The organism is Paracoccus sp. R86501, from assembly GCF_042466435.1.
Lineage (GTDB): Bacteria > Pseudomonadota > Alphaproteobacteria > Rhodobacterales > Rhodobacteraceae > Paracoccus.
Genome location: NZ_JAXHPZ010000001.1, coordinates 1,952,611 through 1,974,530, shown reverse-complemented (window position 1 = coordinate 1,974,530; position 21,920 = coordinate 1,952,611). Strand labels below are relative to the sequence as shown.

The 21,920-nt window shown below is 64.8% G+C and carries 22 protein-coding genes; 12 read left to right on the top strand and 10 right to left on the bottom strand.

The window, feature by feature from the left end:
* The first annotated feature begins 21 nt into the window (after nt 1-21).
* The 5 genes from SJY40_RS09555 (at nt 22) to SJY40_RS09535 (ending at nt 5,106) form a co-directional block, all read left to right on the top strand.
* Nucleotides 22-957, top strand: a complete 936-nt coding sequence (locus SJY40_RS09555; RefSeq protein WP_378945531.1) for an ABC transporter substrate-binding protein — start codon at nt 22-24, stop codon at nt 955-957.
* Between the two features lie 119 nt (nt 958-1,076).
* The gene (locus SJY40_RS09550; protein WP_378945528.1) at nt 1,077-1,973 is read left to right on the top strand and encodes a hydroxypyruvate isomerase family protein; all 897 of its coding nucleotides are present in this window, start codon (nt 1,077-1,079) and stop codon (nt 1,971-1,973) included.
* 30 nt (nt 1,974-2,003) lie between these two features.
* Complete coding sequence (locus SJY40_RS09545; protein ID WP_378945526.1) at nt 2,004-3,692, top strand: GMC oxidoreductase; 1,689 nt, start codon at nt 2,004-2,006, stop codon at nt 3,690-3,692.
* Nucleotides 3,692-4,333, top strand: a complete 642-nt coding sequence (locus tag SJY40_RS09540) for a gluconate 2-dehydrogenase subunit 3 family protein (protein WP_378945524.1) — start codon at nt 3,692-3,694, stop codon at nt 4,331-4,333. Before SJY40_RS09545 ends, SJY40_RS09540 begins: the two co-directional genes overlap by 1 nt.
* Nucleotides 4,334-4,356: 23 nt before the next feature.
* Entirely contained in the window at nt 4,357-5,106 is a 750-nt protein-coding gene (locus SJY40_RS09535; protein WP_378945521.1) for a DUF1080 domain-containing protein, read from the top strand.
* A gap of 61 nt (nt 5,107-5,167) precedes the next feature.
* Here the strand turns inward: SJY40_RS09535 and SJY40_RS09530 are convergent, their stop codons facing one another.
* Nucleotides 5,168-6,025 (bottom strand): sugar phosphate isomerase/epimerase family protein, encoded by an 858-nt coding sequence (locus SJY40_RS09530; protein ID WP_378945518.1) that lies wholly within the window; start codon nt 6,023-6,025, stop codon nt 5,168-5,170.
* A gap of 239 nt (nt 6,026-6,264) precedes the next feature.
* Between SJY40_RS09530 and SJY40_RS09525 the strand changes: the two genes are divergently transcribed.
* Nucleotides 6,265-7,749 (top strand): inorganic phosphate transporter, encoded by a 1,485-nt coding sequence (locus SJY40_RS09525; RefSeq protein ID WP_378945516.1) that lies wholly within the window; start codon nt 6,265-6,267, stop codon nt 7,747-7,749.
* Here the strand turns inward: SJY40_RS09525 and SJY40_RS09520 are convergent.
* The 6 genes from SJY40_RS09520 to SJY40_RS09495 form a co-directional block, all read right to left on the bottom strand.
* Entirely contained in the window at nt 7,746-8,573 is an 828-nt protein-coding gene (locus tag SJY40_RS09520; RefSeq protein ID WP_378945513.1) for an alpha/beta fold hydrolase, read from the bottom strand. The two genes, SJY40_RS09525 and SJY40_RS09520, sit on opposite strands and share 4 nt — an antisense overlap.
* A 42-nt stretch (nt 8,574-8,615) precedes the next feature.
* A complete protein-coding gene (locus SJY40_RS09515; protein WP_378945510.1) occupies nt 8,616-9,404 on the bottom strand; it encodes an enoyl-ACP reductase in 789 nt (262 codons plus the stop codon).
* Between the two features lie 26 nt (nt 9,405-9,430).
* Nucleotides 9,431-10,660 carry a beta-ketoacyl-ACP synthase I gene (gene fabB / locus SJY40_RS09510; protein WP_378945507.1) on the bottom strand — a complete coding sequence of 410 codons (1,230 nt, stop codon included), beginning with the start codon at nt 10,658-10,660 and terminating at the stop codon, nt 9,431-9,433.
* A 26-nt stretch (nt 10,661-10,686) separates the two neighbouring features.
* A complete protein-coding gene (gene fabA, locus SJY40_RS09505) occupies nt 10,687-11,196 on the bottom strand; it encodes a bifunctional 3-hydroxydecanoyl-ACP dehydratase/trans-2-decenoyl-ACP isomerase (RefSeq protein WP_378948353.1) in 510 nt (169 codons plus the stop codon).
* 105 nt (nt 11,197-11,301) lie between these two features.
* Entirely contained in the window at nt 11,302-12,177 is an 876-nt protein-coding gene (locus tag SJY40_RS09500) for a glycosyltransferase family 2 protein (RefSeq protein ID WP_378945504.1), read from the bottom strand.
* Complete coding sequence (locus SJY40_RS09495; RefSeq protein WP_378945501.1) at nt 12,177-12,839, bottom strand: hypothetical protein; 663 nt, start codon at nt 12,837-12,839, stop codon at nt 12,177-12,179. Before SJY40_RS09495 ends, SJY40_RS09500 begins: the two co-directional genes overlap by 1 nt.
* Before the next feature lie 209 nt (nt 12,840-13,048).
* Here SJY40_RS09495 and infC point away from each other — a divergent pair, with 209 nt between their 5' ends.
* The 4 genes from infC (at nt 13,049) to SJY40_RS09475 (ending at nt 17,243) form a co-directional block, all read left to right on the top strand.
* Complete coding sequence (gene infC, locus SJY40_RS09490) at nt 13,049-13,588, top strand: translation initiation factor IF-3 (RefSeq protein ID WP_378948350.1); 540 nt, start codon at nt 13,049-13,051, stop codon at nt 13,586-13,588.
* Nucleotides 13,589-13,666: 78 nt separating this feature from the next.
* Nucleotides 13,667-14,143 (top strand): dUTP diphosphatase, encoded by a 477-nt coding sequence (gene dut, locus SJY40_RS09485; protein ID WP_378945499.1) that lies wholly within the window; start codon nt 13,667-13,669, stop codon nt 14,141-14,143.
* A complete protein-coding gene (locus SJY40_RS09480; protein WP_378945496.1) occupies nt 14,143-15,165 on the top strand; it encodes a HesA/MoeB/ThiF family protein in 1,023 nt (340 codons plus the stop codon). Before dut ends, SJY40_RS09480 begins: the two co-directional genes overlap by 1 nt.
* 53 nt (nt 15,166-15,218) lie before the next feature.
* On the top strand, nt 15,219-17,243 hold the full coding sequence (locus SJY40_RS09475) for a M3 family metallopeptidase (protein WP_378945494.1): 2,025 nt from the start codon (nt 15,219-15,221) through the stop codon (nt 17,241-17,243).
* 88 nt (nt 17,244-17,331) lie between these two features.
* On the opposite strand, the gene SJY40_RS09470 is transcribed toward SJY40_RS09475, so the two are convergent.
* Nucleotides 17,332-17,892 (bottom strand): SH3 domain-containing protein, encoded by a 561-nt coding sequence (locus SJY40_RS09470; RefSeq protein ID WP_378945491.1) that lies wholly within the window; start codon nt 17,890-17,892, stop codon nt 17,332-17,334.
* A gap of 167 nt (nt 17,893-18,059) precedes the next feature.
* On the opposite strand from SJY40_RS09470, the gene SJY40_RS09465 reads away from it, so the two are divergent.
* Entirely contained in the window at nt 18,060-19,064 is a 1,005-nt protein-coding gene (locus tag SJY40_RS09465) for a 2-hydroxyacid dehydrogenase (RefSeq protein ID WP_378945489.1), read from the top strand.
* A gap of 3 nt (nt 19,065-19,067) precedes the next feature.
* Nucleotides 19,068-20,210, top strand: a complete 1,143-nt coding sequence (locus SJY40_RS09460; RefSeq protein ID WP_378945486.1) for an MFS transporter — start codon at nt 19,068-19,070, stop codon at nt 20,208-20,210.
* Between the two features lie 7 nt (nt 20,211-20,217).
* On the opposite strand, the gene panB is transcribed toward SJY40_RS09460, so the two are convergent.
* A complete protein-coding gene (gene panB, locus SJY40_RS09455) occupies nt 20,218-21,027 on the bottom strand; it encodes a 3-methyl-2-oxobutanoate hydroxymethyltransferase (protein WP_378945483.1) in 810 nt (269 codons plus the stop codon).
* Nucleotides 21,028-21,042: 15 nt separating this feature from the next.
* Nucleotides 21,043-21,888 (bottom strand): pantoate--beta-alanine ligase, encoded by an 846-nt coding sequence (gene panC, locus SJY40_RS09450; protein ID WP_378945480.1) that lies wholly within the window; start codon nt 21,886-21,888, stop codon nt 21,043-21,045.
* Nucleotides 21,889-21,920: the final 32 nt, after the last annotated feature.

Here is a 21,920-nt window from a genome sequence, read left to right as displayed (position 1 = left end):
TCTGTGGGAGGAGAGACCACCATGAGAAAGACCCTGATTGCCACCACCGCCCTGATCGGCATGACCGCCATGCCCGCCCTGTCGGAAACCATCGGGATTTCCATCCCGGCGGCGACCCATGGCTGGGCCGGGGCGTTGAACTTCCATGCCGAACGCACGGTCGAGCGGTTGAAGGAGGCCAACCCCGACATGGACTTTGTGCTGACCACCACGTCCGATCCCGGCCAGCAGGTGTCGGACTTGGAAGACATGGTCGCCACCCGCGGCATCGACGCGCTGGTCGTGCTGCCCTTTGAATCCGAACCGCTGACCGGCCCGATCCAGCGCATCGCCGATAGCGGTGTCTGGGTGACGGTCGTTGATCGCGGTCTGGCGCAGGACGGGATCGAGGATCTGTATGTTGCGGGCGACAACGACAGCTTTGGCCGCACCGCCGGCAGCTATTTCGCCGAAACGCTGGACGAAGGCGCCAAGATCGTCGTCATGCGCGGCATCGCCTCGACCGTGGACAATGAACGCGTCGCGGGCTTTGAATCGGCGCTGGATGGGTCTGGGGTCGAGGTTCTGGCCATGGATCACGGCAATTGGAACCGCGACACCGCCTTCAACCTGATGCAGGATTACCTGTCGCGCTTCCCTGAGATCGACGCGGTCTGGGCCGCCGATGACGACATGGCCGTCGGTGCCTTGGCTGCCATCGAACAGGCAGGCCGCAATGACGAGATGATCGTGGTTGGCGGCGCAGGGATGAAGGAAATGGTTGACCGCATCCGCAACGACGACAAGACGGTGCCGGTGAACGTGACCTATCCGCCCGCAATGATCTCGACCGCCATCGAGATGACGGTGCTGGGCCTGACCTCGGGGGCGCCCTTCAGCGGCGATTTCATCATCGCCTCGCAGTTGATCACGCCCGAAAACGCCGATGATTTCTATTTCGAGGACAGCCCTTACTGATCCTTTGCCAATCTGCGGCGCGGGCCATCCGCGGCGCAGGGACCGGACCCTTGGAGGAGGGGACGTCCACCTTGTGATGTAAACGGTTACAAGCGAATGGACCAAGAAGGGAGGATGACATGACCGATCTGTCGGACCGTATTTCTGCATCTGCGGGGCTAAGCCGTCGCCACCTGTTCCAGGGTGCTGCGGCCTTGGGTGCGGGACTTGCCGCCACTGGCACGGCCCATGCGCAAACCACCGCGCTAAAGGGCGATATCAACCATTCCGTCGCACGTTGGACCTTTGGCGACATGCCGCTGGCCGATGTGTGTGTCATGGCCCGCGACATGGGGCTGAAGGCCATCGATCTTTGTGGCCCCGATGACTGGCCGGTGTTGAAGGAACACGGGCTGGACAGCTCGATGTGCAACGGCGCCGAGATCAGTCTGGAAGCGGGCTGGGCCGATCCCGCCAACCATGACGACCTGATCCGCCGCTATCGCGATCACATCCGGCTGGTTGCCGATGCGGGCTATCGCAACCTGATCTGCTTCAGCGGCAATCGCGGTTCGATCAGCGACGAACAGGGGCTGGAGAACTGCGCCAAAGGCCTGGCGCAGATCCTGCAGCAGGCGGAACAGGCCGGTGTCACCCTGGTGATGGAGCTGCTGAACAGCCGCGTCGATCACCCCGACTATATGTGCGACCGCAGCGCATGGGGCGTGGCGCTGTGCGAACGGCTGGGGTCGCCGAATTTCCGGCTGCTCTATGACATCTATCACATGCAAATCATGGAGGGCGACGTGATCCGCACGATCACCGACCACCACCAATGGTTCGCCCATTACCACACGGCGGGCAATCCGGGGCGGCATGAACCGGATGACACTCAGGAACTGAACTATCCGGCGATTTGCCGGGCCATCCGCGACACGGGCTTTCAGGGCTATGTGGCGCAGGAATTCATCCCCTCGGGCACGGGACAGCAGGCGGCGGACGCGTTGCGCGACGCCGTCCGCGCCTGTGACGTCTGAGGCATCAAGCAATTTCGAAAGGACAGCCAGATGGCAGATAACATGCATTACGACGCGATCGTCGTAGGTTCGGGCATCAGCGGCGGTTGGGCCGCCAAGGAACTGACCGAAAAGGGCCTGAAGGTCCTGATGCTGGAACGCGGTCGCAATATCGAACACCTGACCGACTATGTGAATGCCGACAAAGAGGCATGGGACTATCCCCATCGCGGCAGTGCCACGGTCGAGATGAAGGACAATTATCCGGTCCTGCAGCGCGACTATCCGCTGAACGAACAGACCTTCGGCATGTGGGCCAACGAACAGGAAAACCCTTATACCGAGGAGAAGCGCTTCGACTGGTTCCGCGCCTATCACGTCGGCGGGCGGTCGCTGTTGTGGGGGCGTCAGACCTATCGCCTCTCCGACATCGACTTTGCCGCCAACGCCCGCGAAGGCATCGCGACCGATTGGCCGATCCGCTATGCCGATATCGCGCCGTGGTACGACCATGTGGAACGCTTTGCCGGGATTTCAGGCCAGAACGAAGGGTTGGAGCAGCTGCCCGATGGCCAGTTCCTGCCGCCGATCCCGCTGAACATCGTCGAAAAGGATGTGGCCGCGCGCATCCAGAAGGCCTTTGGCGGCAAGCGCCACCTGATCAATTCGCGCTGCGCCAACATCACCGAAGCCAAGCCTGAACAGAACCGCGTTGCCTGTCAGTATCGCAACAAATGCTGGCTGGGTTGCCCCTATGGCGGTTATTTCAGCACGCAATCCGCGACGCTGCCGGTGGCGATGGCGACGGGGAACCTGACGGTGCGGCCATTCTCGATCGTGCGTCAGGTGATCTATGACAAGGATGCCAAGCGCGCCAAGGGCGTCGAGATCATCGATGCCGAAACCAACCTGACCTATGAATACACCGCCGATGTGGTCTTCCTGAACGCGTCCAGCTTCAATTCGACCTGGATCATGATGAATTCGGCCACGGATGTCTGGGAGGGTGGCCTCGGGTCGTCCTCGGGCGAGCTGGGCCACAACGTCATGGACCACCATTTTCGCGTCGGTGCCGAGGGCCGGGTCGACGGGTTCGACGACAAATATTACTTCGGTCGCCGTCCCGCCGGTTTCTATATCCCGCGCTTCCGCAATCTGGGCGGCGAGGAACGCCCCTATACCCGTGGCTTCGGCTATCAGGGATCGGCCAGCCGTCAGGGCTGGAAGCGCGAGATCGCCGAGCTGAACATCGGTGCCGACATGAAGGAAGCCCTGTCCAAGCCCGGCAATTGGACCATCGGCATGACCGGTTTCGGGGAAATGCTGCCCGATCACGCCAACCACATCGCGCTGGACCATTCGGTCACCGACAAATGGGGCATGCCCGTCCTGAAGATCAGCGTCGAGCTGGGCGAGAACGAGCGCCAGATGCGCAAGGACATGCAGCAGGACGCCGTCGATATCTTCGAGGCGGCAGGCGTCAAGGACGTCCGCCCGACCGAAAGCGATTACGCCCCCGGCATGGGCATCCATGAAATGGGCACGGCGCGGATGGGGAACGACCCCAAGACCTCGGTCCTGAATGGCAACAATCAGGTCTGGGACGCGCCGAACGTCTATGTGACGGACGGGGCCTGCATGACCTCGGCCAGCTGCGTGAACCCCTCGCTGACCTATATGGCGCTGACCGCCCGCGCGGTCGATCACGCCGTCAAAGCCCGCAAAGCAGGAGATCTGTGATGAACCGCCGCCAACTTCTGACCATGATCGCCGCCATGACCGGCACCGCGATGATCGGCACCAACCGTGCCTTCGCCTATCTGCCGACGGAAACCGGCAAGAACATCTTCACCGATGAAGACGCCGCCTTTCTGGATGAGGTGGCCGAGGTCATCATCCCCGCCACCGACACCCCCGGTGCCAAGGAAGCGGGCGTTGGCGCATTCATGACCGTCTTTGTTAGCGATTGCATGACCGCCGATGAACAGGCCGATTTCCGCGCCGGGATGAAGGCGCTGAAATCCGAGGCAGAGGTGACAGGCACGGCATTTCTGGACATGACCGCCGAAGAACGGCTGGCCTTCCTGCAAGGCGTCGTCCCGCAGGCCCGTGCGCAGGCCAAGGTGGTGGAAGCGGCCAAGGAACGCGCCAAGCAAAGCCAGGATATCCAGCCCAATGCCGATCAGGCGGGCGAGGCGGCTGCCGCCGACATGGCCGACGCCTTGCCCAAGCTGCATTGGTACACGCCCTTGGAACAGTTGACCCTGTTCGGCTTCTTCACCTCCGAAAAGGGCGCGACCGAGGTGCTGAAATACGAACCGGTGCCGGGCGAATATATCGGCGACGCGGATTACGATGGCGGCCCCGCATGGGCCACCTGATGCACATCCTTGAAAGGTCCACCATGAACACCAAGATCATCATCGCCGCCAGCATCGCCCTGACCGGCTCGGTCGCCGTCGCGCAGGAAACCCGCGAGGAACGCGTCGCGAAATCCGCCGTGACCGAGATATGGGAGCCTATCCCCGAAACCGTCCAGACCCCCGAGGGCGCGCCACCATCCGATGCGGTGGTGCTGTTCGACGGCACGGGTCTGGACGCATGGCAGGCGAAAGAAGGCGGCCCCGCCGAATGGCTGGTCGAGGACGGCGTCATGTCCGTCGCGCGCGGCAAGGGCGACATTCGCACCAAGGACAGCTTCTGCGACGTGCAGCTGCATGTGGAATGGCGCTCGCCCGCCAATGATCAAGGGCATGACGGACAGGATCGTGGCAACAGCGGCGTTTTCCTGCAGGAACGCTATGAGGTGCAGGTGCTGGATGGCTCCGACAACCCGACCTATGTGAACGGCCAGCCGGGATCGATCTATAAGCAGCACCCGCCGCTGGTGAATGCCGCGCGCGCGCCGATGGAATGGCAAAGCTATGACATCATCTTCCAGGCGCCGATCTTTGGGGACGAAGGGGATTTGCGGCGTCCGGCCTATGTGACGGTGCTGCATAACGGCGTTGTCGTGCAGAACCATGCGCAGCTCCAGGGCCCGACGGAATGGATCGGTTATCCCGCCTATCAGGCGCACGATTGCGCACCGATCTCGCTGCAGGATCATGATGCCGATGTCAGCTATCGCAACATCTGGGTCCGCCCGATGTAAGCCACGAAAAGGGGCCGCGCATCATGCGCGGCCCAAGTGACCTGTCCGGCAGGGAGGATTCTCAGCGCGTCGCGCCGTCCGGCAGGTGTTCGGTCAGGAAGGTGGCCCCGGTCATCACGACCTGTGCCGCATCGATCGGCTGGTCATGTTCAATGATGTACCAATCCACTCCGGTTTCCTCGGCTGCGGGCAGGATCGCGTCCCAATCCAGCACGCCTTCGCCAAGCGCCTTGAAGCCACGTTCGTCTTCAGCCTCGCCATCGGGGGCGTTATCCTTGGCGTGGATGGCAAAGACGCGATCATCGAAGCGGCCCAGATATTCGACGGGATCGTGCCCGCCGCGTGCGACCCATGCCAGATCCAGTTCGGCCATGATGTCGTCGCCCGCCGCCTCGAACAGGATTTCCAGCGCGGTTCGGCCGTCGAATTCGACCATCTCGAAATCGTGGTTGTGATAGGCCAGCGTCATGTCCTGATCGTCCAGCTTGTCGCTGATGCCCGCCAGTTCCTGACCGAACGCGGTCCAGCCCGCGGCGTCGGTGGGGCGCTGGTCTTCGGCCAGATAGGGGACGGTGATCACATTGTTGCCGATGGCCTTGTTGAAGGCGATCACGGCATCCAGATCGCCGCGCAGATCGTCCAGCTGGGCATGGGTCGAAATGGCGCTGATGCCATGCGCGTCCAGTGCCGCCTTCAGGGTTTCGGCGTCGCTGTCCTGCATGCCGACGGTTTCCACCGCGGTAACGCCCGCCGCCTGCACTGCCGCCAATTGTTCGTCCAGCGTGCCATGATCGCGCAGCGTGTACATCTGGGCGGCGATCGGCAGCGTGCCGGTTTCGCGGGCCTGCGCCAACGGTGCGGCCACGGTCATGGCCAACAGCGCGATGCTGCCAAGCCGGGCATATGCGGTGATCGTCATCTGTATCCTCCTCGATTGGCCCCTCTCCTCAGGGGGTCGGCTCAATGTAATGGATTTCATCCGCCCTGAAAAGGATTACATTGCAGGTAGTAAACCCCATGTTTCGCCGCGCAGGGACGGGTGTCCCGCGCGGTGCGACGTGCTAGGCTTGCCCCTTGGCGCGACTTGCTGAACGTCACAGGTTGATCATCCGCCCAATACGCCCTAGGCACCCGCTGCCCCATACCCTCGAGGACATCATGGCCCAGAACGACCTTGAAGCCCGCCACCTGGATACGCTTGACCGCGACCTTGGCAGATTTTCCAACCTGGAACTGGCGACGGCCTATGTATCCCGGCCATTGGTCGCGCCGGGGATCGCATTGGTCTTCGTGCTGCTGGCGGGACTTGGCGCTCTGATGGCCTTCGGGGCTGCCAGCAATGGGCTGATCGTGGCGATGGCGGCGATCTTCGGGGCCTATATGGCGCTGAACATCGGCGCCAATGACGTCGCCAACAACATGGGTCCGGCGGTGGGGGCCAATGCGCTGACCATGGGCGGCGCCATCGCCATCGCCGCCATCTTCGAAACCGCAGGCGCGCTGATCGCTGGCGGCGATGTCGTCGGCACCATTTCCAAGGGCATCATCGCGCCCGAAAGCATCGGCACCCAGCAGATCTTCATCTGGGCGATGCTGGCGGCGCTGTTGTCCTCGGCGCTTTGGGTCAATCTGGCCACATGGGTCGGCGCGCCGGTGTCGACCACGCATTCGGTCGTCGGCGGCGTCATGGGCGCAGGTATCGCGGCGGCGGGTTTCGCGGCGGTGAACTGGTCGATGATGGGTAAGATCGCGGCCAGCTGGGTGATCTCTCCGCTGCTGGGCGGTCTGATCGCGGCCGGCTTCCTGTGGTTCATCAAGGCGCGCATCATCTATCGCGATGACAAGATCGCCGCGGCACGTGTCTGGGTGCCGGTCCTGATCGGCATCATGGCGGGCGCGTTTTCTGCCTATCTGGCGCTGAAGGGGCTGAAGAAGGTCATCGACGTTTCCTTCGGCATGGCCCTGCTGATCGGGCTGGCGATGGGCATCGGATGCTGGCTGGCGATGATCCCGATCATCCGCCGTCAGTCGCGCGGGCTGGAGAACCGCAACAAGTCGCTGAAGGTGCTGTTCGGCATTCCGCTGGTCGTTTCTGCGGCCCTGCTCAGCTTTGCGCATGGGGCCAATGATGTGGCCAATGCCGTCGGTCCGCTGGCGGCCATCGTGCAGGCCTCGAAGTCGGGTCTGGTCAACGGTGACGTCACCATCCCGTTCTGGGTCATGCTGATCGGTGCGTTCGGCCTGTCCTTCGGGCTGTTCCTGTTCGGACCCAAGCTGATCCGCATGGTCGGCAGCCAGATCACCAAGCTGAACCCGATGCGCGCCTATTGCGTGTCGCTGTCGGCGGCGCTGACAGTGATCGTGGCCAGCTGGCTGGGCCTGCCGGTCAGCTCGACCCACATCGCGGTTGGCGCGATCTTTGGCGTCGGTTTCTTCCGCGAATGGGACGCGGAACGCCGCCTGCGTCGCACCCAGGGCGACATGCCCGAACGTCCCCGCGTCGGCTCCGAGGAACGCCGCCGTCGCAAGCTGGTGCGTCGTTCGCATGTCATGACCATCGCGGCGGCCTGGGTTGTCACTGTGCCTGCGGCAGCCGCGCTGTCGGCGGCGCTGTTCCTGGGGCTCAGCGCGATCGGCGGCTAAGCCTGGCGGCAGGCGTCCAGCCAGCGGTTCAGCACCGCAAGGGCAGGCGCCTCGTCCAGCCAAGGGATATGGGCGCGGTCGGGCACCTGCGCCAGCAGCATGTCGGGGCGGTGCCGCTGCATCCGCGCAGTGGTTTCGGGCGAAAGCAGGTCGGAATTCGCCCCCCGGATCAAGGCGACCGGCATCCCCGCGGTCGCATCCCAAAGCGGCCAGAGATCGACTGGCGCCCCTGAAAACGCGGCCAGAAAGGCATCGCGCAGCGCAGGGTCATAGTTGATCCGCAATCCATCATCGCTGACGTTGTAATGACGCTGCACGTCCTGCAGCCAGCGACCTTCGGGGACGTTGGCAAAGCCCGCCATCAGGTCCGGCAACCTGTCCGCCAAGGCCTGCGGCGTTCTGGCCGAGGGGTTGCGGCCCAGATAGTCGAATATCCGCTGCAGACCGCTTTGCGCGATCTCGGGTCCGACATCGTTCAGGCACAGGCCCAGCATCCGGTCATGCGCGGTGGCCGCCATCAGCAGCCCGTTCAACCCCCCGCGTGACGTGCCAAGCACGGCAGCGCGGTCGATGCCCAGATGGTCCAGCAGCTCGATCGCGTCACGGGATTCGCGCGGGACGGTATAGGTGTCGGCACCCGTCCATTCCGATGTGCCGCGTCCGCGGTAATCCATGCGGATCATCCTGGCATCGGTCAGATACGGCGCGACATAGTCGAAATCGGCCATGGTCCGGGTCAGGCCGGCAAGGCACAGGACGGGCAAGCCGTGCCCTTGGTCGTCAAAGGCGATCCTGGCCCCGTCGCTGGCATGAAAATACGGCATTCTGTCACCTTTCCATATGTCGCGTCGGGGCCGGTCGTCTTGTTACAAATTCTCGGACTGCGGCATGCCCAAGACGTGATATCCGCCGTCAACGGTCACGATCTCACCGGTGGTGCAGGCACCCCAGTCAGACAGCATCCAGACCGCCGTCCCGCCGATCGCTTCCAGCGTGGCATTGGCGCGCATGGGGGCGTTTGCCTCGGTGTGGCGGAAGGTCTTGCGCGCGCCACCGATGGCGGCACCGGCCAGCGTCTTCATCGGGCCGGGGCTGATGGCGTTGACACGGATGTTGTCCGGACCCAGGTCGTTGGCCAGATAGCGCACGCTGCTTTCCAGCGCGGCCTTGGCGACACCCATGACGTTGTAGAAGGGCGTCACGCGGTTCGACCCGCCATAGGTCAGCGTGATGATCGACCCACCTTCGGCCATCAACGGATGGGCGCGGCGTGCCACCTCGATCAACGAATAGCAGCTGATTTCAAGGCTGTGCTTGAAGTTGTCGCGGCTGGTGTTCATGAACCGGCCGGTCAGTTCGTTCTTGTTGGAAAAGGCGATGGCGTGGATCACGAAATCCAGCTTGCCCCAACGTTCGCCGATGGTGGCGAAGGCCGTATCCAGCGAGGCGTCGTCGGTGACATCGACATCCACCAGGAAATCCGACCCGACGGATGCCGCAAGCGGTTCGACGCGCTTGCCGAAAGCCTCGCCCTGATAGGAAAAGGCCAGTTCGGCCCCCTCCGCTGCGGCGGCTTTCGCGATGCCCCATGCGATGGACCGCTCATTGGCGACCCCCATCACAAGCCCGCGCTTGCCTTTAAGAAGATCGCCCATGACCGGCTCCAATGTTCTTTTTGCTGTTATTCCTGATAGCGGGACATCAGCAAGGATGCGTTCGTCCCACCAAAGCCGAAGCTGTTCGACAGGATCGAATCCAACCCTGCGTTGTCCACACGACTGGTCGCAATCTCGCCCGATTGAATCTCGGGGTCCAGAGTCGTCACGTTTGCCGATGCTGCAATGAAGTCATTTTGCAACATAAGCAGGCTGTAGATCGCCTCATGGACGCCGGTCGCGCCAAGCGAATGGCCGGTCAGGGATTTGGTCGAGCTGACGGGCGGCGTGCTGCTTTGGCCAAAGATGCGGCGGATGGCCTGAATTTCGCCCAGATCGCCCACCGGGGTCGAGGTGCCGTGCGCGTTCACATAGCTGACCTTGCGGCCTTCGGGCAGGGTATCCATGGCCACGCGCATCGCACGTTCGCCGCCTTCACCCGACGGGGCCACCATGTCGTAACCGTCGCTGGTCGCGCCGTATCCGGTAACTTCGGCATAGATCTTGGCGCCACGCGCCAGGGCGTGGGACAGTTCCTCCAGCACGACGACACCGCCGCCGCCCGAAATCACGAAGCCATCGCGCGACGCGTCATAGGGGCGCGATGCGGTTTCTGGCGTGTCGTTATACTTGGACGACATCGCGCCCATCGCGTCGAACAGGCACGACAGGGTCCAGTCCAATTCCTCGCCGCCGCCGGCAAAGACGATGTCCTGCTTGCCCATCTGGATCTGTTCGACACCATTGCCGATGCAATGCGCCGAGGTCGCGCAGGCCGAAGTGATCGAATAGTTGACGCCCTTGATCTTGAAGGGCGTCGCAAGGCAGGCCGAATTGGTTGACGACATGCAGCGGGTCACCATGAAGGGCCCCATGCGTTTGGGTGCGCCTTTTTCGATGACGATCCGATGCGCCTCGAAGAAGTTGCTGGTCGAAGGACCGCCCGAGCCCATGATCAGGCCGGTGCGCGGGTTCGAGACGTCGCCGTCTTCCAGCCCGCTGTCCTTGATCGCCTGCTCCATGGCGATGAAGTTATAGGCCGCACCCGGGCCCATGAAGCGCAGGTTGCGCTTGTCGATGTGATCTTCCAGCGTGATCTGCGGCATGCCATGGACTTGGCTGCGGAAGCCGTGTTCGGCGTATTCCGGCGCAAAGACGATGCCCGATTTGCTGTTCTTCAAGCTTTCGGTCACCTCATCGGCGTTGTTGCCGATGGGTGAAACGATCCCTAGCCCGGTGATGACGACGCGTCGCATGGGGGCCTCCTTAGATGTGAATGGTGTCAGCTGGCCGACAGGGCCACCTTCATGTCCTTGACCAGATAGATGACCTCTCCGTCGGCCTCCACCTTGCCATCCGCCACGCCCATGGTCAGACGGCGGGTCTGCACGGCCTTGGTGAAATCGACGGTATAGCGCAGCATCTTGCGATCGGGGCGGACCATGCCGGTCAGCTTGACCTCTCCGACGCCCAAGGCATAGCCGCGGCCTTCCCAGCCACGCCAGCCAAGGTTGAAGCCGGTCAGCTGCCACAGACCGTCAAGGCCAAGGCAACCGGGCATGATGGGGTTGCCGGGGAAATGGCAGCCGAAGAACCACAGGTCCGGGTTGATGTCGAATTCCGCCACGATATGGCCCTTGCCATGTTCGCCGCGGTCTTCGGACACATCGGTGATGCGATCCATCATCAACATCGGCGGTTCGGGCAGCTGCGCATTGCCGGGGCCGAACAGCTCTCCGCGGGCGCAGGCGAGCAGATCGTCGCGGTCGAAGCTGGTCTTGGTCATCGCCATGCGTATCGTGCCTTCCATGTTCGGCCCTTGGGCCGGTCGTGTTTTCTGGTTGCCGAAGCGTCTATCATCTGGGGTCAAGATGGCGCAAGGGCAAGCAAATTGCCATCAGAACCATTGCCCCGGCTCCATCAGGCCCAGATCCATCAGCTGCTGACCCCGCCAATCGAAGCGATGGGAGTTGCGCCAGGTCATGTCGCGGATGACATCGCGCGACCCCGGATTGGTCGCCAGCGCCTTGGCCACGCGGAAGGATGCGATGGCGGCTGTCAGGTTGTGATGCCAGGGGCAGGCGTAAGTATTGTATTCCTCGACCGAGAAACGGTGATCGGCGGTGACCTTCAGGTCAGGCGCGGCGCGGAACAGTGCGATGCGGTCGATGCGGCGGCGATCGGCGGGCAGGAATTCCTCGTAGCGCCAGCGCAGGCCGCCGTGGAAATCCAACTGCCGCTGCCGGTCGTGCCCGTCGGGTCCCTTGCGACCAAGCGCGTAATATCCGGTCCGGTCGAACATCGCATTCTCGGGGTTGACCGCATTCGGCGTCCGCGTCAGGTCCGGCGCATAGAGGTCGATTACATAGGTCAGCATGGCGCTGCGGCGTTCTTCGGTGTGGAAAGCCAGCATTTCACCGACGGTGCGGCTTTCGCTGAAGGGATAGAACAGGAATTCCGCGTTGAAGCCGTAATACAGCCAGGTCCCCGGCGGCACCGCCTTGATGATGGCATTCACGCCCGCGACATGGGCGTCCGGGCGCAGGGTCTCGTAGGACAGCTGGGTGACGCGGGGCAGCATGTCGTCCGGCAGATCGATCGACATGCGCGACAACAGCAGGATGTGGCGGAACCCGATCTCAAGGTGATGGCGGACGGTGCGCTGCACCTCGACATCGTCTTCGACCAGGATGATGGCGATGGGCCCCTTGGACAGCGCGGCAGGCTTGCGGGACAGGAAGGCTTCGAAATCCTGAACGGGCAGCACCGTCATCAGCGCATCACCTGCTTGACCTGCTCCAGGGCGGCACGCAGCAGTTGCGGATTGTCGCCGGCGGTTTCGATCAACCGGCGCAACGTGGCCTTCTGCGCATCGGAAATCGCGGACTGATCGATCATGTCGCGAACGCCGGCGGCATCGAAACCCTGCGGGGTCAGCAGGGATTCGATCTGGGCGGCAACGGCTGCGGCATCGGCGGTTTCGGCGGTCGCTTGGGCGGCATCCTGCGCGGCATCGGCGGCAGCTTGAGGATCGGGGTTTTCGGCTGCGGCGCGGGCGGCGGTATCGGCGGCGTCGATGGCGGCCTGCGCTGCATCTTCGGCGGCCTGAGCGGCGTCGCTGGCGGGGTCGATGTTGGTTTCCTCCGACGCGCGGGCAGCTTCGGCCGCGGCATCGGCGGCGATGGCTGCGGCATCGGCTGCGGCGTCGGCGGCCGCATCGGCTGCGGCCTGGCTTTCGTCGGTGGCGGCTTCCTGAGCGGCGGCATCTGCGTCATTGGCGGCCTGATCGGCCACGACGGCAGCTTCGCCCGCAGGCGTGGCGGGCACATCGGTCATGGCCGTGCGATCAGCCGCCGGGGTCTGCCCCTGCATCCAGTACCAGCCCCCCGCAACGGCCAGCAGAAGAATCACGACGATCGGCAATATTTTTCGCATTCCGCACCCCTGAACCGGAAAACCCCGTTCTTTCGTCATCTATGACACAGCCCCCGCAGCCAGAAAAGCCGCGCAAGCCCGCAGGAACGGGCGTCCGGGCACAAAACATGCCCATTTGCGCGCTGATAGCGTCAATTCCGGTTGTATCGGCGGGGTTGCGCCCTTATTTTCCTGTCACCCTTCGTATTGGCTATAAAAGGAGCACCGCCATAGCCCGTCAACCGCATAATGCACCGCCCACCCGTGACACCGGCCCCCGCGTCAATGACCGCATCCGCGTGGCCGAAATCCGCCTGATCGGCGCTGAGGGAGAGAACGTCGGCGTCGTCACGCCTGCCGTCGGCCTTCAGATGGCCCAGGACGCCGGGCTGGATCTGGTCGAGATTTCGCCGAACGCGGCCCCTCCGGTCTGCAAGATCATGGATGTCGGCAAATTTAAATACGAACAGCAGAAGCGTGAAGCCGAAGCGCGCAAGAAGCAGAAGATCATTGAAGTCAAGGAAATCAAGTTCCGTCCCGGGACCGACAGCCATGACTACGACGTCAAGATGCGCAGCGTGCTGAAGTTCCTGGAAGGTGGCGACAAGGTCAAGGTGACCCTGCGCTTCCGTGGCCGCGAGATGGCCCACCAGGATCTTGGTCTGGAACTGCTGCACCGTGTGCGCGCCGACGTCGAGGAACTGGGCAAGGTCGAATCCATGCCCAAGCTCGAAGGTCGCCAGATGGTGATGATGATCTCTCCGCGCTGACATTCGGCAGCGACGTGTCAATTCGGGGGCCGCGTGGGGATTGCCGCGCGGCCTTTGCTTTTGCAAGGTGGCCCCAAGATGACCCAGATACCCCAGATCCAGCTGATGCGGCTGCCCGATGCCGACCCCGCGCTGCCCTTGCCCGCCTATCAAAGCCCGGGCGCTGCGGGGGCCGATCTTTGCGCGAATTTCCCGGATGCCCTGCGTGATGCGGGAATCACCCTGCCGCCGCTTGGCCGCGCGCTGATCCCGACGGGCCTGGCCATGGCCATCCCCCAAGGGTGGGAGGTTCAGCTGCGCCCCCGTTCTGGGCTGGCGCTGAAACATGGGGTCAGCCTGCTGAACACCCCCGGCACCATCGACAGCGATTATCGCGGCCCCTTGGGCGTCATCCTGATCAATCTGGGCGATCAGCCCTTCACGGTGGCCCATGGCGACAGGATTGCGCAGATGGTCGTGGCACCGGCGCCTCAGGCCCGCTTTGCGGTGGTCGACAGCCTTGACCGGACGACCCGCGGAGCAGGCGGCTTTGGATCGACCGGAGGGCGCGGCTGATGCTGGGCCTGTGGATCATCGCGCTGCTGCTGATCTTTGCGCGCATCACGCGGCTGCCCGGCCGGGTGGTCTGGGCGATGGTCGGCGGCGTCTGGCTGCTGATGCTGGCGCTGCAACTGGCGGCGCCTGACAGCGGTGCCGCGCGGGTCATGGGCGGCAATGCCGCCGGCTGGCTGGTGCTGGGCGCGCTGGTCGCGCTGGTCTTTGCCTATCGCGCCGGACTGCGGCGGTTGCGGCAGCGGGCGACGCCCGAGGATACGCCCGCCCCGCAAACGGACGTCATGACGGAGGGTGAACTGGACCGCTATGCCCGCCATCTGGTGCTGCATGAAATCGGCGGCGCGGGCCAGATGCGGCTGCGTCAGGCGCGCGTGCTGATTGTCGGGGCAGGGGGGCTGGGATCGCCCATCTGCCTCTACCTGGCGGGTGCGGGCGTCGGGCATGTCACGCTGGCCGATGACGATACGGTCAGCCTGTCGAACCTGCAACGGCAGGTGATCTTCCGTGACGATCTGCGGGGCGAGCCCAAGGCCTATGCCGCCGCCGAGGCGATGCTGCGCCTGAACCCGCATCTGGACGTCACCCCCCTGATCCGCCGCATCACCGCTGATGATCGTGACCTGATCGCGGAACATGACCTTGTCATCGACGGCACCGACAGTTTCTCGGGCCGCGCCGAGATCAACGCCGCCTGCGTGGCCGCCGGTGTGCCGCTGCTGTCGGGCGCCATCGGCCAGTGGGAGGGGCAGGTGACCCTGTTCGACCCCGCGCGCGGCGGCCCCTGCATGGCCTGTCTGTTCCCCACCGCCCCCCAACGCGACGCCCCCTGCGCCGAGGCGGGCGTCGTCGGCGCGCTTCCCGGCGTCATCGGCAGCATGATGGCACTTGAGGCGATCAAGCATCTGTCCGGCGCGGGGCAGGGTCTGCGGGGACGAATGATGATATTTGACGGGCTTTATGGCGAAAGCCGGATGATCGGAACGACGCGCAGATCCGACTGCCCGGTTTGCGGCGGGCAATAGGGCTGGAACCAGTGGCGCGCCGCTTCTAGGGTGTCGCCAACAAGGAGATCCCGATGAACCCAGAGCTTCTGCAATGGTCCGGTCCCGAGGGACTGCCGCGCTTCGACCTGATCCAGGACAGCGATTTCGCACCCGCATTCGACCAGCAACTGGCCGCCGCCGAGGCTGCTGCCGAAGCGATCGCGGCCAACCCCGATGCCGCGACCTTCAAGAACACCGTCGCGGCGATGGAAACCGCGGATGAGGGTCTGAACCGGCTGCTGTCCATCTTCTACACCTTGGCCTCGGTCGATTCGAACCCGGCAAGGCAGGCCCTGCAGCGGGATTTCGCACCAAGGCTGGCAGAATACGGCAGCAAGATCAGCATGGACCCGCGGTTGTACAAACGGGTCAGAAAAGTGGCCGACAATGTCGCCGGCCTGTCGCCCGAAGATGCCCGGATCACCGAGCTGGCCCTGCGTGATCTGACCCGTGCCGGTGCGGGGCTGGATGCCGACGCACGCGCCCGCATGGCGCAGATCCGCAGCCGCATGGCGGTGCTGACCACGGAATTCACCCAGAACGTGCTGACCGATGAGCGCGATTTCGTCATGGCGATCCCCGATGACCGCCTGCAGGGCCTGCCCGACTGGCTGCTGCGCGCGATGCGGGCGGCGGCCAGGGAACGCGGCATGACGGGGCAGGTGGTGACGCTAAACCGCTCGCTGATCGTGCCCTTCCTTGAGAACGCCAGCGACCGCGCCTTGCGGGAAACGGCCTTCAAGGCTTGGACCGCGCGCGGTTCCGGGTCCGGCGCGGGGGGCGAGGCGACCGACAACCTGCCCTTGGTGGCCGAGCTGCTGGCCCTGCGCCATGAACGCGCGCAGCTGCTGGGCTATGCCGACTTCGCGTCCTGGAAGCTGGAAACCCAGATGGCGGGAAATGCCGACCGCGTGCAGGACCTGCTGTCGCAGGTCTGGACGGCCGCCAAATCGCGCGCCGATCAGGATGCCGACAAGCTGACCGCGATGCTGCATGAAGATGGGGTCAACGGTGGGCTGGCCGCATGGGACTGGCGTCTTTACGCGGAACGTCTGCGTCGCCGCGACCATCAGATCGACGCCGATCAGGTCGCGCCCTATCTGACGCTGGATGCGATGCTGGGGGCGGTCTTCGACGTCGCGCACAAGCTGTTCGGGCTGGAATTCCAGCCGGTGCAGGCCCCTTTGTGGGACGACATGGCGCGTGCATGGCGGGTCACCCGCAATGGCAAGCTGATGGCGATCTTTATGGGCGACTTCTTTGCCCGCCCGGCCAAACGGTCGGGGGCCTGGTGTTCATCGCTGCAGGTCCAGCACAAGCTGGATGGCGGGCAGCGTGCCATCGTGGTGAACGTCTGTAACTTCACACCGCCCGAAAAGGATGGCGCGCCCGCCTTCCTGTCATGGGACGATGCCCATACGCTGTTCCACGAATTCGGGCATGCCACGCATCACATCCTGTCGAATGTGACATGGCCATCGATTTCGGGAACCTCGGTCGCGCAGGACTTTGTCGAACTGCCCAGCCAGCTTTACGAACACTGGCTGGAACAGCCCGCCGTGCTGGACGCCCATGCCCGCCACCATGAAACGGGCGAGGCCCTGCCCGCCGATCTGCGCGACCGGATGCTGGCCGCTGGCAAGGCGGATGCTGGGTTCTCAACCGTGGAGTACCTGGAGAGCGCGCTGGTCGATCTGGCGTTCCACCGAGGCGCGCCGCCTGCCGATGCGATGGCGAAGCAGGCACAGGTGCTGCAGGATTTGGGCGGTCCCGAGGCCATTCCCATGCGCCATGCCACGCCGCATTTCGCGCATGTCTTCGCAGGCGACAGCTATGCCAGCGGATATTACAGCTATATGTGGTCCGAGGTGATGGACGCCGATGCCTTCGCCGCCTTCGAAGAGACGGGCGACATCTTCGATGCCGCCACCGCCCGCAGGCTGGAGGAGACGATCCTGTCGCGCGGCGGATCGGCCCCTGCGGATCGACTGTGGATGGCGTTCCGGCAGCGGATGCCGGGCGTCGATGCGCTGCTGAAAGGTCGCGGATTGGCGTGATGGCAACGGGGTGTGCCGACCGATGGTCGGCGTGCTGCCGCCCGGGCCGGGGGCGCGCCGCTGACGCGGCGCGCGGGCGGTCGCGATGTCAGTCGCGCAGTTCCCCCGCATCGACGCCCCAGATCGAGGTCTTGGGCACCCAGCCCCGCTGACCCCCGCCCGAGACGCGGCACCAGTCGGGTTCGCATTCGTTCAGCCGCAGGATGGCGCCCAGTTCAGCACGGGCGACCATGTCGGCATCCAAATGCGGGCGGGTGCGCAGGGGCAGCATATCCTCGGTCACCAGGGCGGTGCGGACGCCCGACAGCAGGGCATAGTGGACCCAGCCTCCGGCACCATCCTTATCCTCGACCCGACGCCAGTGGCCGAATTCGGCAACGACCCGCAACGGCATGCCCGCGTGGCGGAAGACCCAGTCGATCCGGTGCGACAGGCTGGGACCGCGGCGGGCGTTGCCCTCGCTGCCCTTCAGGCTGACGTAGCGGGGCAGGGGCAGGTTCGTGACCGCGCCGCGCTGCACCTGCGCGTCCTGTTCGGGCAGAGCAGGGGCGCTGCTGTCCTGGGCAATGGCCGGGCCCGCCGCCGCCATCACAATCGCAAGTGCGATGGCGCGCATCGCGCCCCGTCCCATGTCCGTCACTGATGTCATCGCCTGTCCGTTCCTGTTTTTCCTTGCGGTACAGCCTGCCCGATACCGGGTCCGGTGCTGCACCCTACTGGGGTCTTGTGCCTGCCCCTCATCGCGGGCAGTTTGCCAAAAGCGATCCGCCATTGGAAGTGCGGCCCTGCCACGACTTCGAGAAAGTGAGGTGACCCATGTCCGTCAGCCCGACCTCTGCCCGCCAGAAGCTGCGCGTGGCCGTGACACGCCGTCTGCCCGAGGCCGTCGAAACCCGGATGTCGGAACTGTTCGACGTGGTCCTGCGCGACGATGACAGCCGCCTGTCGCGCGACGAACTGGTGTCGCTGATGCAGGGCGTGGACGTGCTGGTGCCGACGGTCACCGACCAGATCGACGCCAACATGCTGGCCCGTGCGGGTGAGCGGCTTAAGCTGATCGCGAACTTCGGGGCCGGGGTGGACCATGTCGACGTGCTGTCGGCCCGTCAGCGCGGCGTCCTGGTCAGCAACACGCCCGGCGTCGTGACCGAGGATACCGCCGACATGACGTTGGCGCTGATCCTGGCCGTCACCCGCCGCATTCCCGAAGGCATGGCCGAGATGCAGTCTGGCCGCTGGCAGGGCTGGGCGCCCACATCGCATCTGGGTGGTCGCGTCGGTGGTCGCAGGCTGGGGATTCTGGGCATGGGGCGCATCGGTCAGGCCGTCGCCCGTCGCGCCGCCGTATTCGGCATGCAGGTCCATTACCACAACCGCCGTCGCCTGCGCCCCGAGGTCGAGGCCGAGCTGGGCGCGACCTATTGGGAAAGTCTGGACCAGATGCTGGCGCGCATGGACGTGGTCAGCGTGAACGCACCGCATACGCCCTCGACCTTCCACCTGCTGAACGCGCGACGGCTGAAGCTGATGAAGCCAAGTGCGGTCGTGGTGAACACCTCGCGCGGCGAGGTCATCGACGAAAACGCCCTGACGCGGATGCTGCGGGCGGGTGAGATCGCGGGCGCCGGTCTGGACGTTTTCGAGCACGGCCACGAGATCAACCCGCGTCTGCGTGAACTGCCCAATGTGGTCCTGCTGCCGCATATGGGGTCGGCCACCGTCGAAGGGCGCGCCGAGATGGGCGAAAAGGTCATCATCAACATCAAGACATTCGCCGACGGGCACCGGCCGCCGGATCTTGTCGTGCCCTCGATGCTCTAATCGATGCGCCTGTCGTTTCGGGCGGCGGTATCGCTGCTGTTCTTCGTCAACGGCATGACCATCGGCAGCTGGGCGCCCAAGTTGCCGACGCTGATGGCGCGGTTGCAGATTTCGGAATTGGTGGCGGGGCTGATCGTGCTGTGCCTTGGCGCGGGGTCGATGTGCATCATGCCGGTCTTTGGCGCGATGGTGGCGCGGCGCGGGTCGGCGCGGGCGGTCAGCCTTGCGGCTTGGCTGTCGGCACCGCTGCTGCTGTTGATCTCGCTTGCGCCCGATATCTGGACCGTGGCTGCGGCGGTCTTCCTGTTCGGCGGATTTCTGGGCGGCATGGATGTGGCGATGAACGCCAATGCCGTCGTGGTCGAGCGGGTCCGCAGCCGCGCCATCATGTCATCCTGCCACGGCTTCTGGAGCATGGGGGCCTTCGTCGGCGCGGCGGGCGGCGGTATGGCGATCCAGCATTGGGGCGAACTTGCGCATGGGGCGATCGTGCTTGCCGTCTTTGCGCTGGCACTGGTCGCGGCCTTGCCGCGTCTGGTTCAGGACGCCCCGGCCCGGGATGCCCCGCGCACGCCGCTGCGCCTGCCCGCATCGCCGGTGCCCTATCTGCTGGGGGTGATGGCCCTGACTGCGATGATCCCCGAAGGCGCGATCCTTGATTGGGCCGCCGTCCATCTGCGGCAGGACATGGGCAGCTCGCTGGCGGTGGCAGGCTGGGGGTTCGCGGGCTGTGCGGCGACCATGGCGGTCATGCGGTTTCTGGGCGACGGCATCCGCGAGCGCCTTGGAGCGGTGATTACGCTGCGCCTGTCGGCGGTGATCGCGATGGCGGGGCTTGCCGTCGCGGGTCTGGCGGGATCGGCGGGCGTGGCCATCGCGGGCTTTGCGCTGGCGGGCATCGGCATCGCCAATATGGTGCCCATCGCGTTTTCGGCCGCGGGCAACATGCCGGGGTTGGCGGCGGGGATGGGGCTGTCGGTGGTCACGATGATGGGCTATTCCGGCATCCTGCTGGCGCCCGGTCTGATCGGCTGGCTGGCCGAGCGGATCGGCCTCGGCCCGATCTATGTCGGGCTGGCGCTGCTGCTGCTGGTGCCGCTTGCGCTGTCACGCCTGGCCCGCAGCGCCGATTTCGACGCCGGATGAACCCGTCTCAGCGATAGACCTGCTCGTCGCCGGGGAAGCTGCGGTCGCGGACGGCGGCGGCATATTCGGCGATGGCATCCTCGGTGCGGGGGCCCAGATCGCCGAATTTTTTGACAAAGCGCGGTATGCGGCCCGACAGTCCCAGCATGTCGTCCAGCACCAGAATCTGCCCGTCACAGCGCGCAGATGCGCCGATACCAATGGTGGGGACGCTGATGGCATCGGTGATGCGGTCGGCCAAAGGCTCCATCACGCCTTCCACGACCACGGCGAAGGCCCCGGCATCGGCGACATCGACGGCGTCCTGGATATGGGCCGCCCATGTCGCCTCGTCCCGTCCTTGGGTCTTGAAGCCGCCCATGACATTCGTCGATTGCGGGGTCAGGCCGACATGGCCCATGACGGGAATGCCGCGTTCGACCAGAAAGGCGATGGTCGGGGCCATGCGGGTGCCACCCTCCAGCTTGACGGCGCCGCAGCCGGTTTCGCCGATGATGCGGGCGGCGTTGCGGAAGGCCTGCTGGGGGCTTTCCTCGTAGCTGCCGAAGGGCATGTCCACGACGACCATCGCCCGCTGCGATCCGCGCATGACGGCCTGACCGTGCAGGATCATCATGTCCAACGTCACCCCGATGGTCGAGGGCAACCCGTGGATCACCATGCCAAGGCTGTCGCCCACAAGGATGAAGTCGGAATGCGCATCCACCATCGCCGCCATCGGCGCGGTATAGGCGGTCAGCGACACGATGGGCGTCCCGCCCTTGCGGTCGGCGATCTGCGGAACGGTGATGCGCTTGATGGGGGCTTGGGCGGACATGGGCTGGCCTTCCGGTTACGGGTGGGCGACGCGCTGGTCGATCAGCAGGACGTCGCCAAAGCGGACGGCCAGCAGGATGACGACGGGGCGCAGGATGGCGTCCGGCTGGGACAGATCGACGGCGTCGCGGATGTCGATGCTTTCGGTCCGGGCGCGGGGCTGTGACGCCAGCGTAGCCTGCAGCGCAACATGCACCGCCTGCAGGTTAACGCCTTGGGCGACCATGGCCTGCGCTTGGTCCAGCGCGCGCGACAGCACGATCGCGGCGGCGCGATCCTCGGGCATCAGGCGCAGGTTGCGCGAAGACATGGCAAGGCCGTCGGCCTCGCGCATGGTGGGGACGGGCAAGACCTGCACCGGAATGTCCAGATCGGCGACCATCTGCCGGATCAGGGCCAGCTGTTGGTAATCCTTTTCCCCAAAGGTCGCGGCCTGCGGCTGGACGATGTTGAACAGCTTGGTCACCACCGTCGCGACGCCGCGGAAATGACCCGGACGCAGCTGTCCCATCAGGATGCTGCCAAGATCCTCGACCTCGACATGGGTCTGGGCGCCGGGGCGATAGATGTCCGGAACCTGCGGCAGAAAGACTGCATCGCAGCCCGCCCCGCGCAGCAGGGCCAGATCGCCCTCTTCGTCACGGGGATATTTCGCCAGATCCTCGGTCGGGCCGAATTGCGTCGGGTTCACGAAGATCGAGGTCACTACCCGCCCGCCGCCGTTCCGGTCCAGCCAGTCGCGGGCATGGGCGACCAGCGACAGATGCCCCGCGTGCAGCGCGCCCATGGTCGGCACCAGCACCACTTGTCCGGCGTCACGGCGCCAGTCGCGCATGGCCTGCGTGCTGCGGCAGATCTGCATTTGCGGTCGTCCCCCCGGTGAAATCGTGACGG

Coding starts and splice junctions, on each gene's coding strand:
- SJY40_RS09555 (WP_378945531.1), top strand. CDS start 22: ATGAGAAAGACCCTGATTGCCACCACCGCCCTGATCGGCATGACCGCC.
- SJY40_RS09550 (WP_378945528.1), top strand. CDS start 1,077: ATGACCGATCTGTCGGACCGTATTTCTGCATCTGCGGGGCTAAGCCGT.
- SJY40_RS09545 (WP_378945526.1), top strand. CDS start 2,004: ATGGCAGATAACATGCATTACGACGCGATCGTCGTAGGTTCGGGCATC.
- SJY40_RS09540 (WP_378945524.1), top strand. CDS start 3,692: ATGAACCGCCGCCAACTTCTGACCATGATCGCCGCCATGACCGGCACC.
- SJY40_RS09535 (WP_378945521.1), top strand. CDS start 4,357: ATGAACACCAAGATCATCATCGCCGCCAGCATCGCCCTGACCGGCTCG.
- SJY40_RS09530 (WP_378945518.1), bottom strand. CDS start 6,025: ATGACGATCACCGCATATGCCCGGCTTGGCAGCATCGCGCTGTTGGCC.
- SJY40_RS09525 (WP_378945516.1), top strand. CDS start 6,265: ATGGCCCAGAACGACCTTGAAGCCCGCCACCTGGATACGCTTGACCGC.
- SJY40_RS09520 (WP_378945513.1), bottom strand. CDS start 8,573: ATGCCGTATTTTCATGCCAGCGACGGGGCCAGGATCGCCTTTGACGAC.
- SJY40_RS09515 (WP_378945510.1), bottom strand. CDS start 9,404: ATGGGCGATCTTCTTAAAGGCAAGCGCGGGCTTGTGATGGGGGTCGCC.
- fabB (WP_378945507.1), bottom strand. CDS start 10,660: ATGCGACGCGTCGTCATCACCGGGCTAGGGATCGTTTCACCCATCGGC.
- fabA (WP_378948353.1), bottom strand. CDS start 11,196: ATGGCGATGACCAAGACCAGCTTCGACCGCGACGATCTGCTCGCCTGC.
- SJY40_RS09500 (WP_378945504.1), bottom strand. CDS start 12,177: ATGACGGTGCTGCCCGTTCAGGATTTCGAAGCCTTCCTGTCCCGCAAG.
- SJY40_RS09495 (WP_378945501.1), bottom strand. CDS start 12,839: ATGCGAAAAATATTGCCGATCGTCGTGATTCTTCTGCTGGCCGTTGCG.
- dut (WP_378945499.1), top strand. CDS start 13,667: ATGACCCAGATACCCCAGATCCAGCTGATGCGGCTGCCCGATGCCGAC.
- SJY40_RS09480 (WP_378945496.1), top strand. CDS start 14,143: ATGCTGGGCCTGTGGATCATCGCGCTGCTGCTGATCTTTGCGCGCATC.
- SJY40_RS09475 (WP_378945494.1), top strand. CDS start 15,219: ATGAACCCAGAGCTTCTGCAATGGTCCGGTCCCGAGGGACTGCCGCGC.
- SJY40_RS09470 (WP_378945491.1), bottom strand. CDS start 17,892: ATGACATCAGTGACGGACATGGGACGGGGCGCGATGCGCGCCATCGCA.
- SJY40_RS09465 (WP_378945489.1), top strand. CDS start 18,060: ATGTCCGTCAGCCCGACCTCTGCCCGCCAGAAGCTGCGCGTGGCCGTG.
- SJY40_RS09460 (WP_378945486.1), top strand. CDS start 19,068: ATGCGCCTGTCGTTTCGGGCGGCGGTATCGCTGCTGTTCTTCGTCAAC.
- panB (WP_378945483.1), bottom strand. CDS start 21,027: ATGTCCGCCCAAGCCCCCATCAAGCGCATCACCGTTCCGCAGATCGCC.
- panC (WP_378945480.1), bottom strand. CDS start 21,888: ATGCAGATCTGCCGCAGCACGCAGGCCATGCGCGACTGGCGCCGTGAC.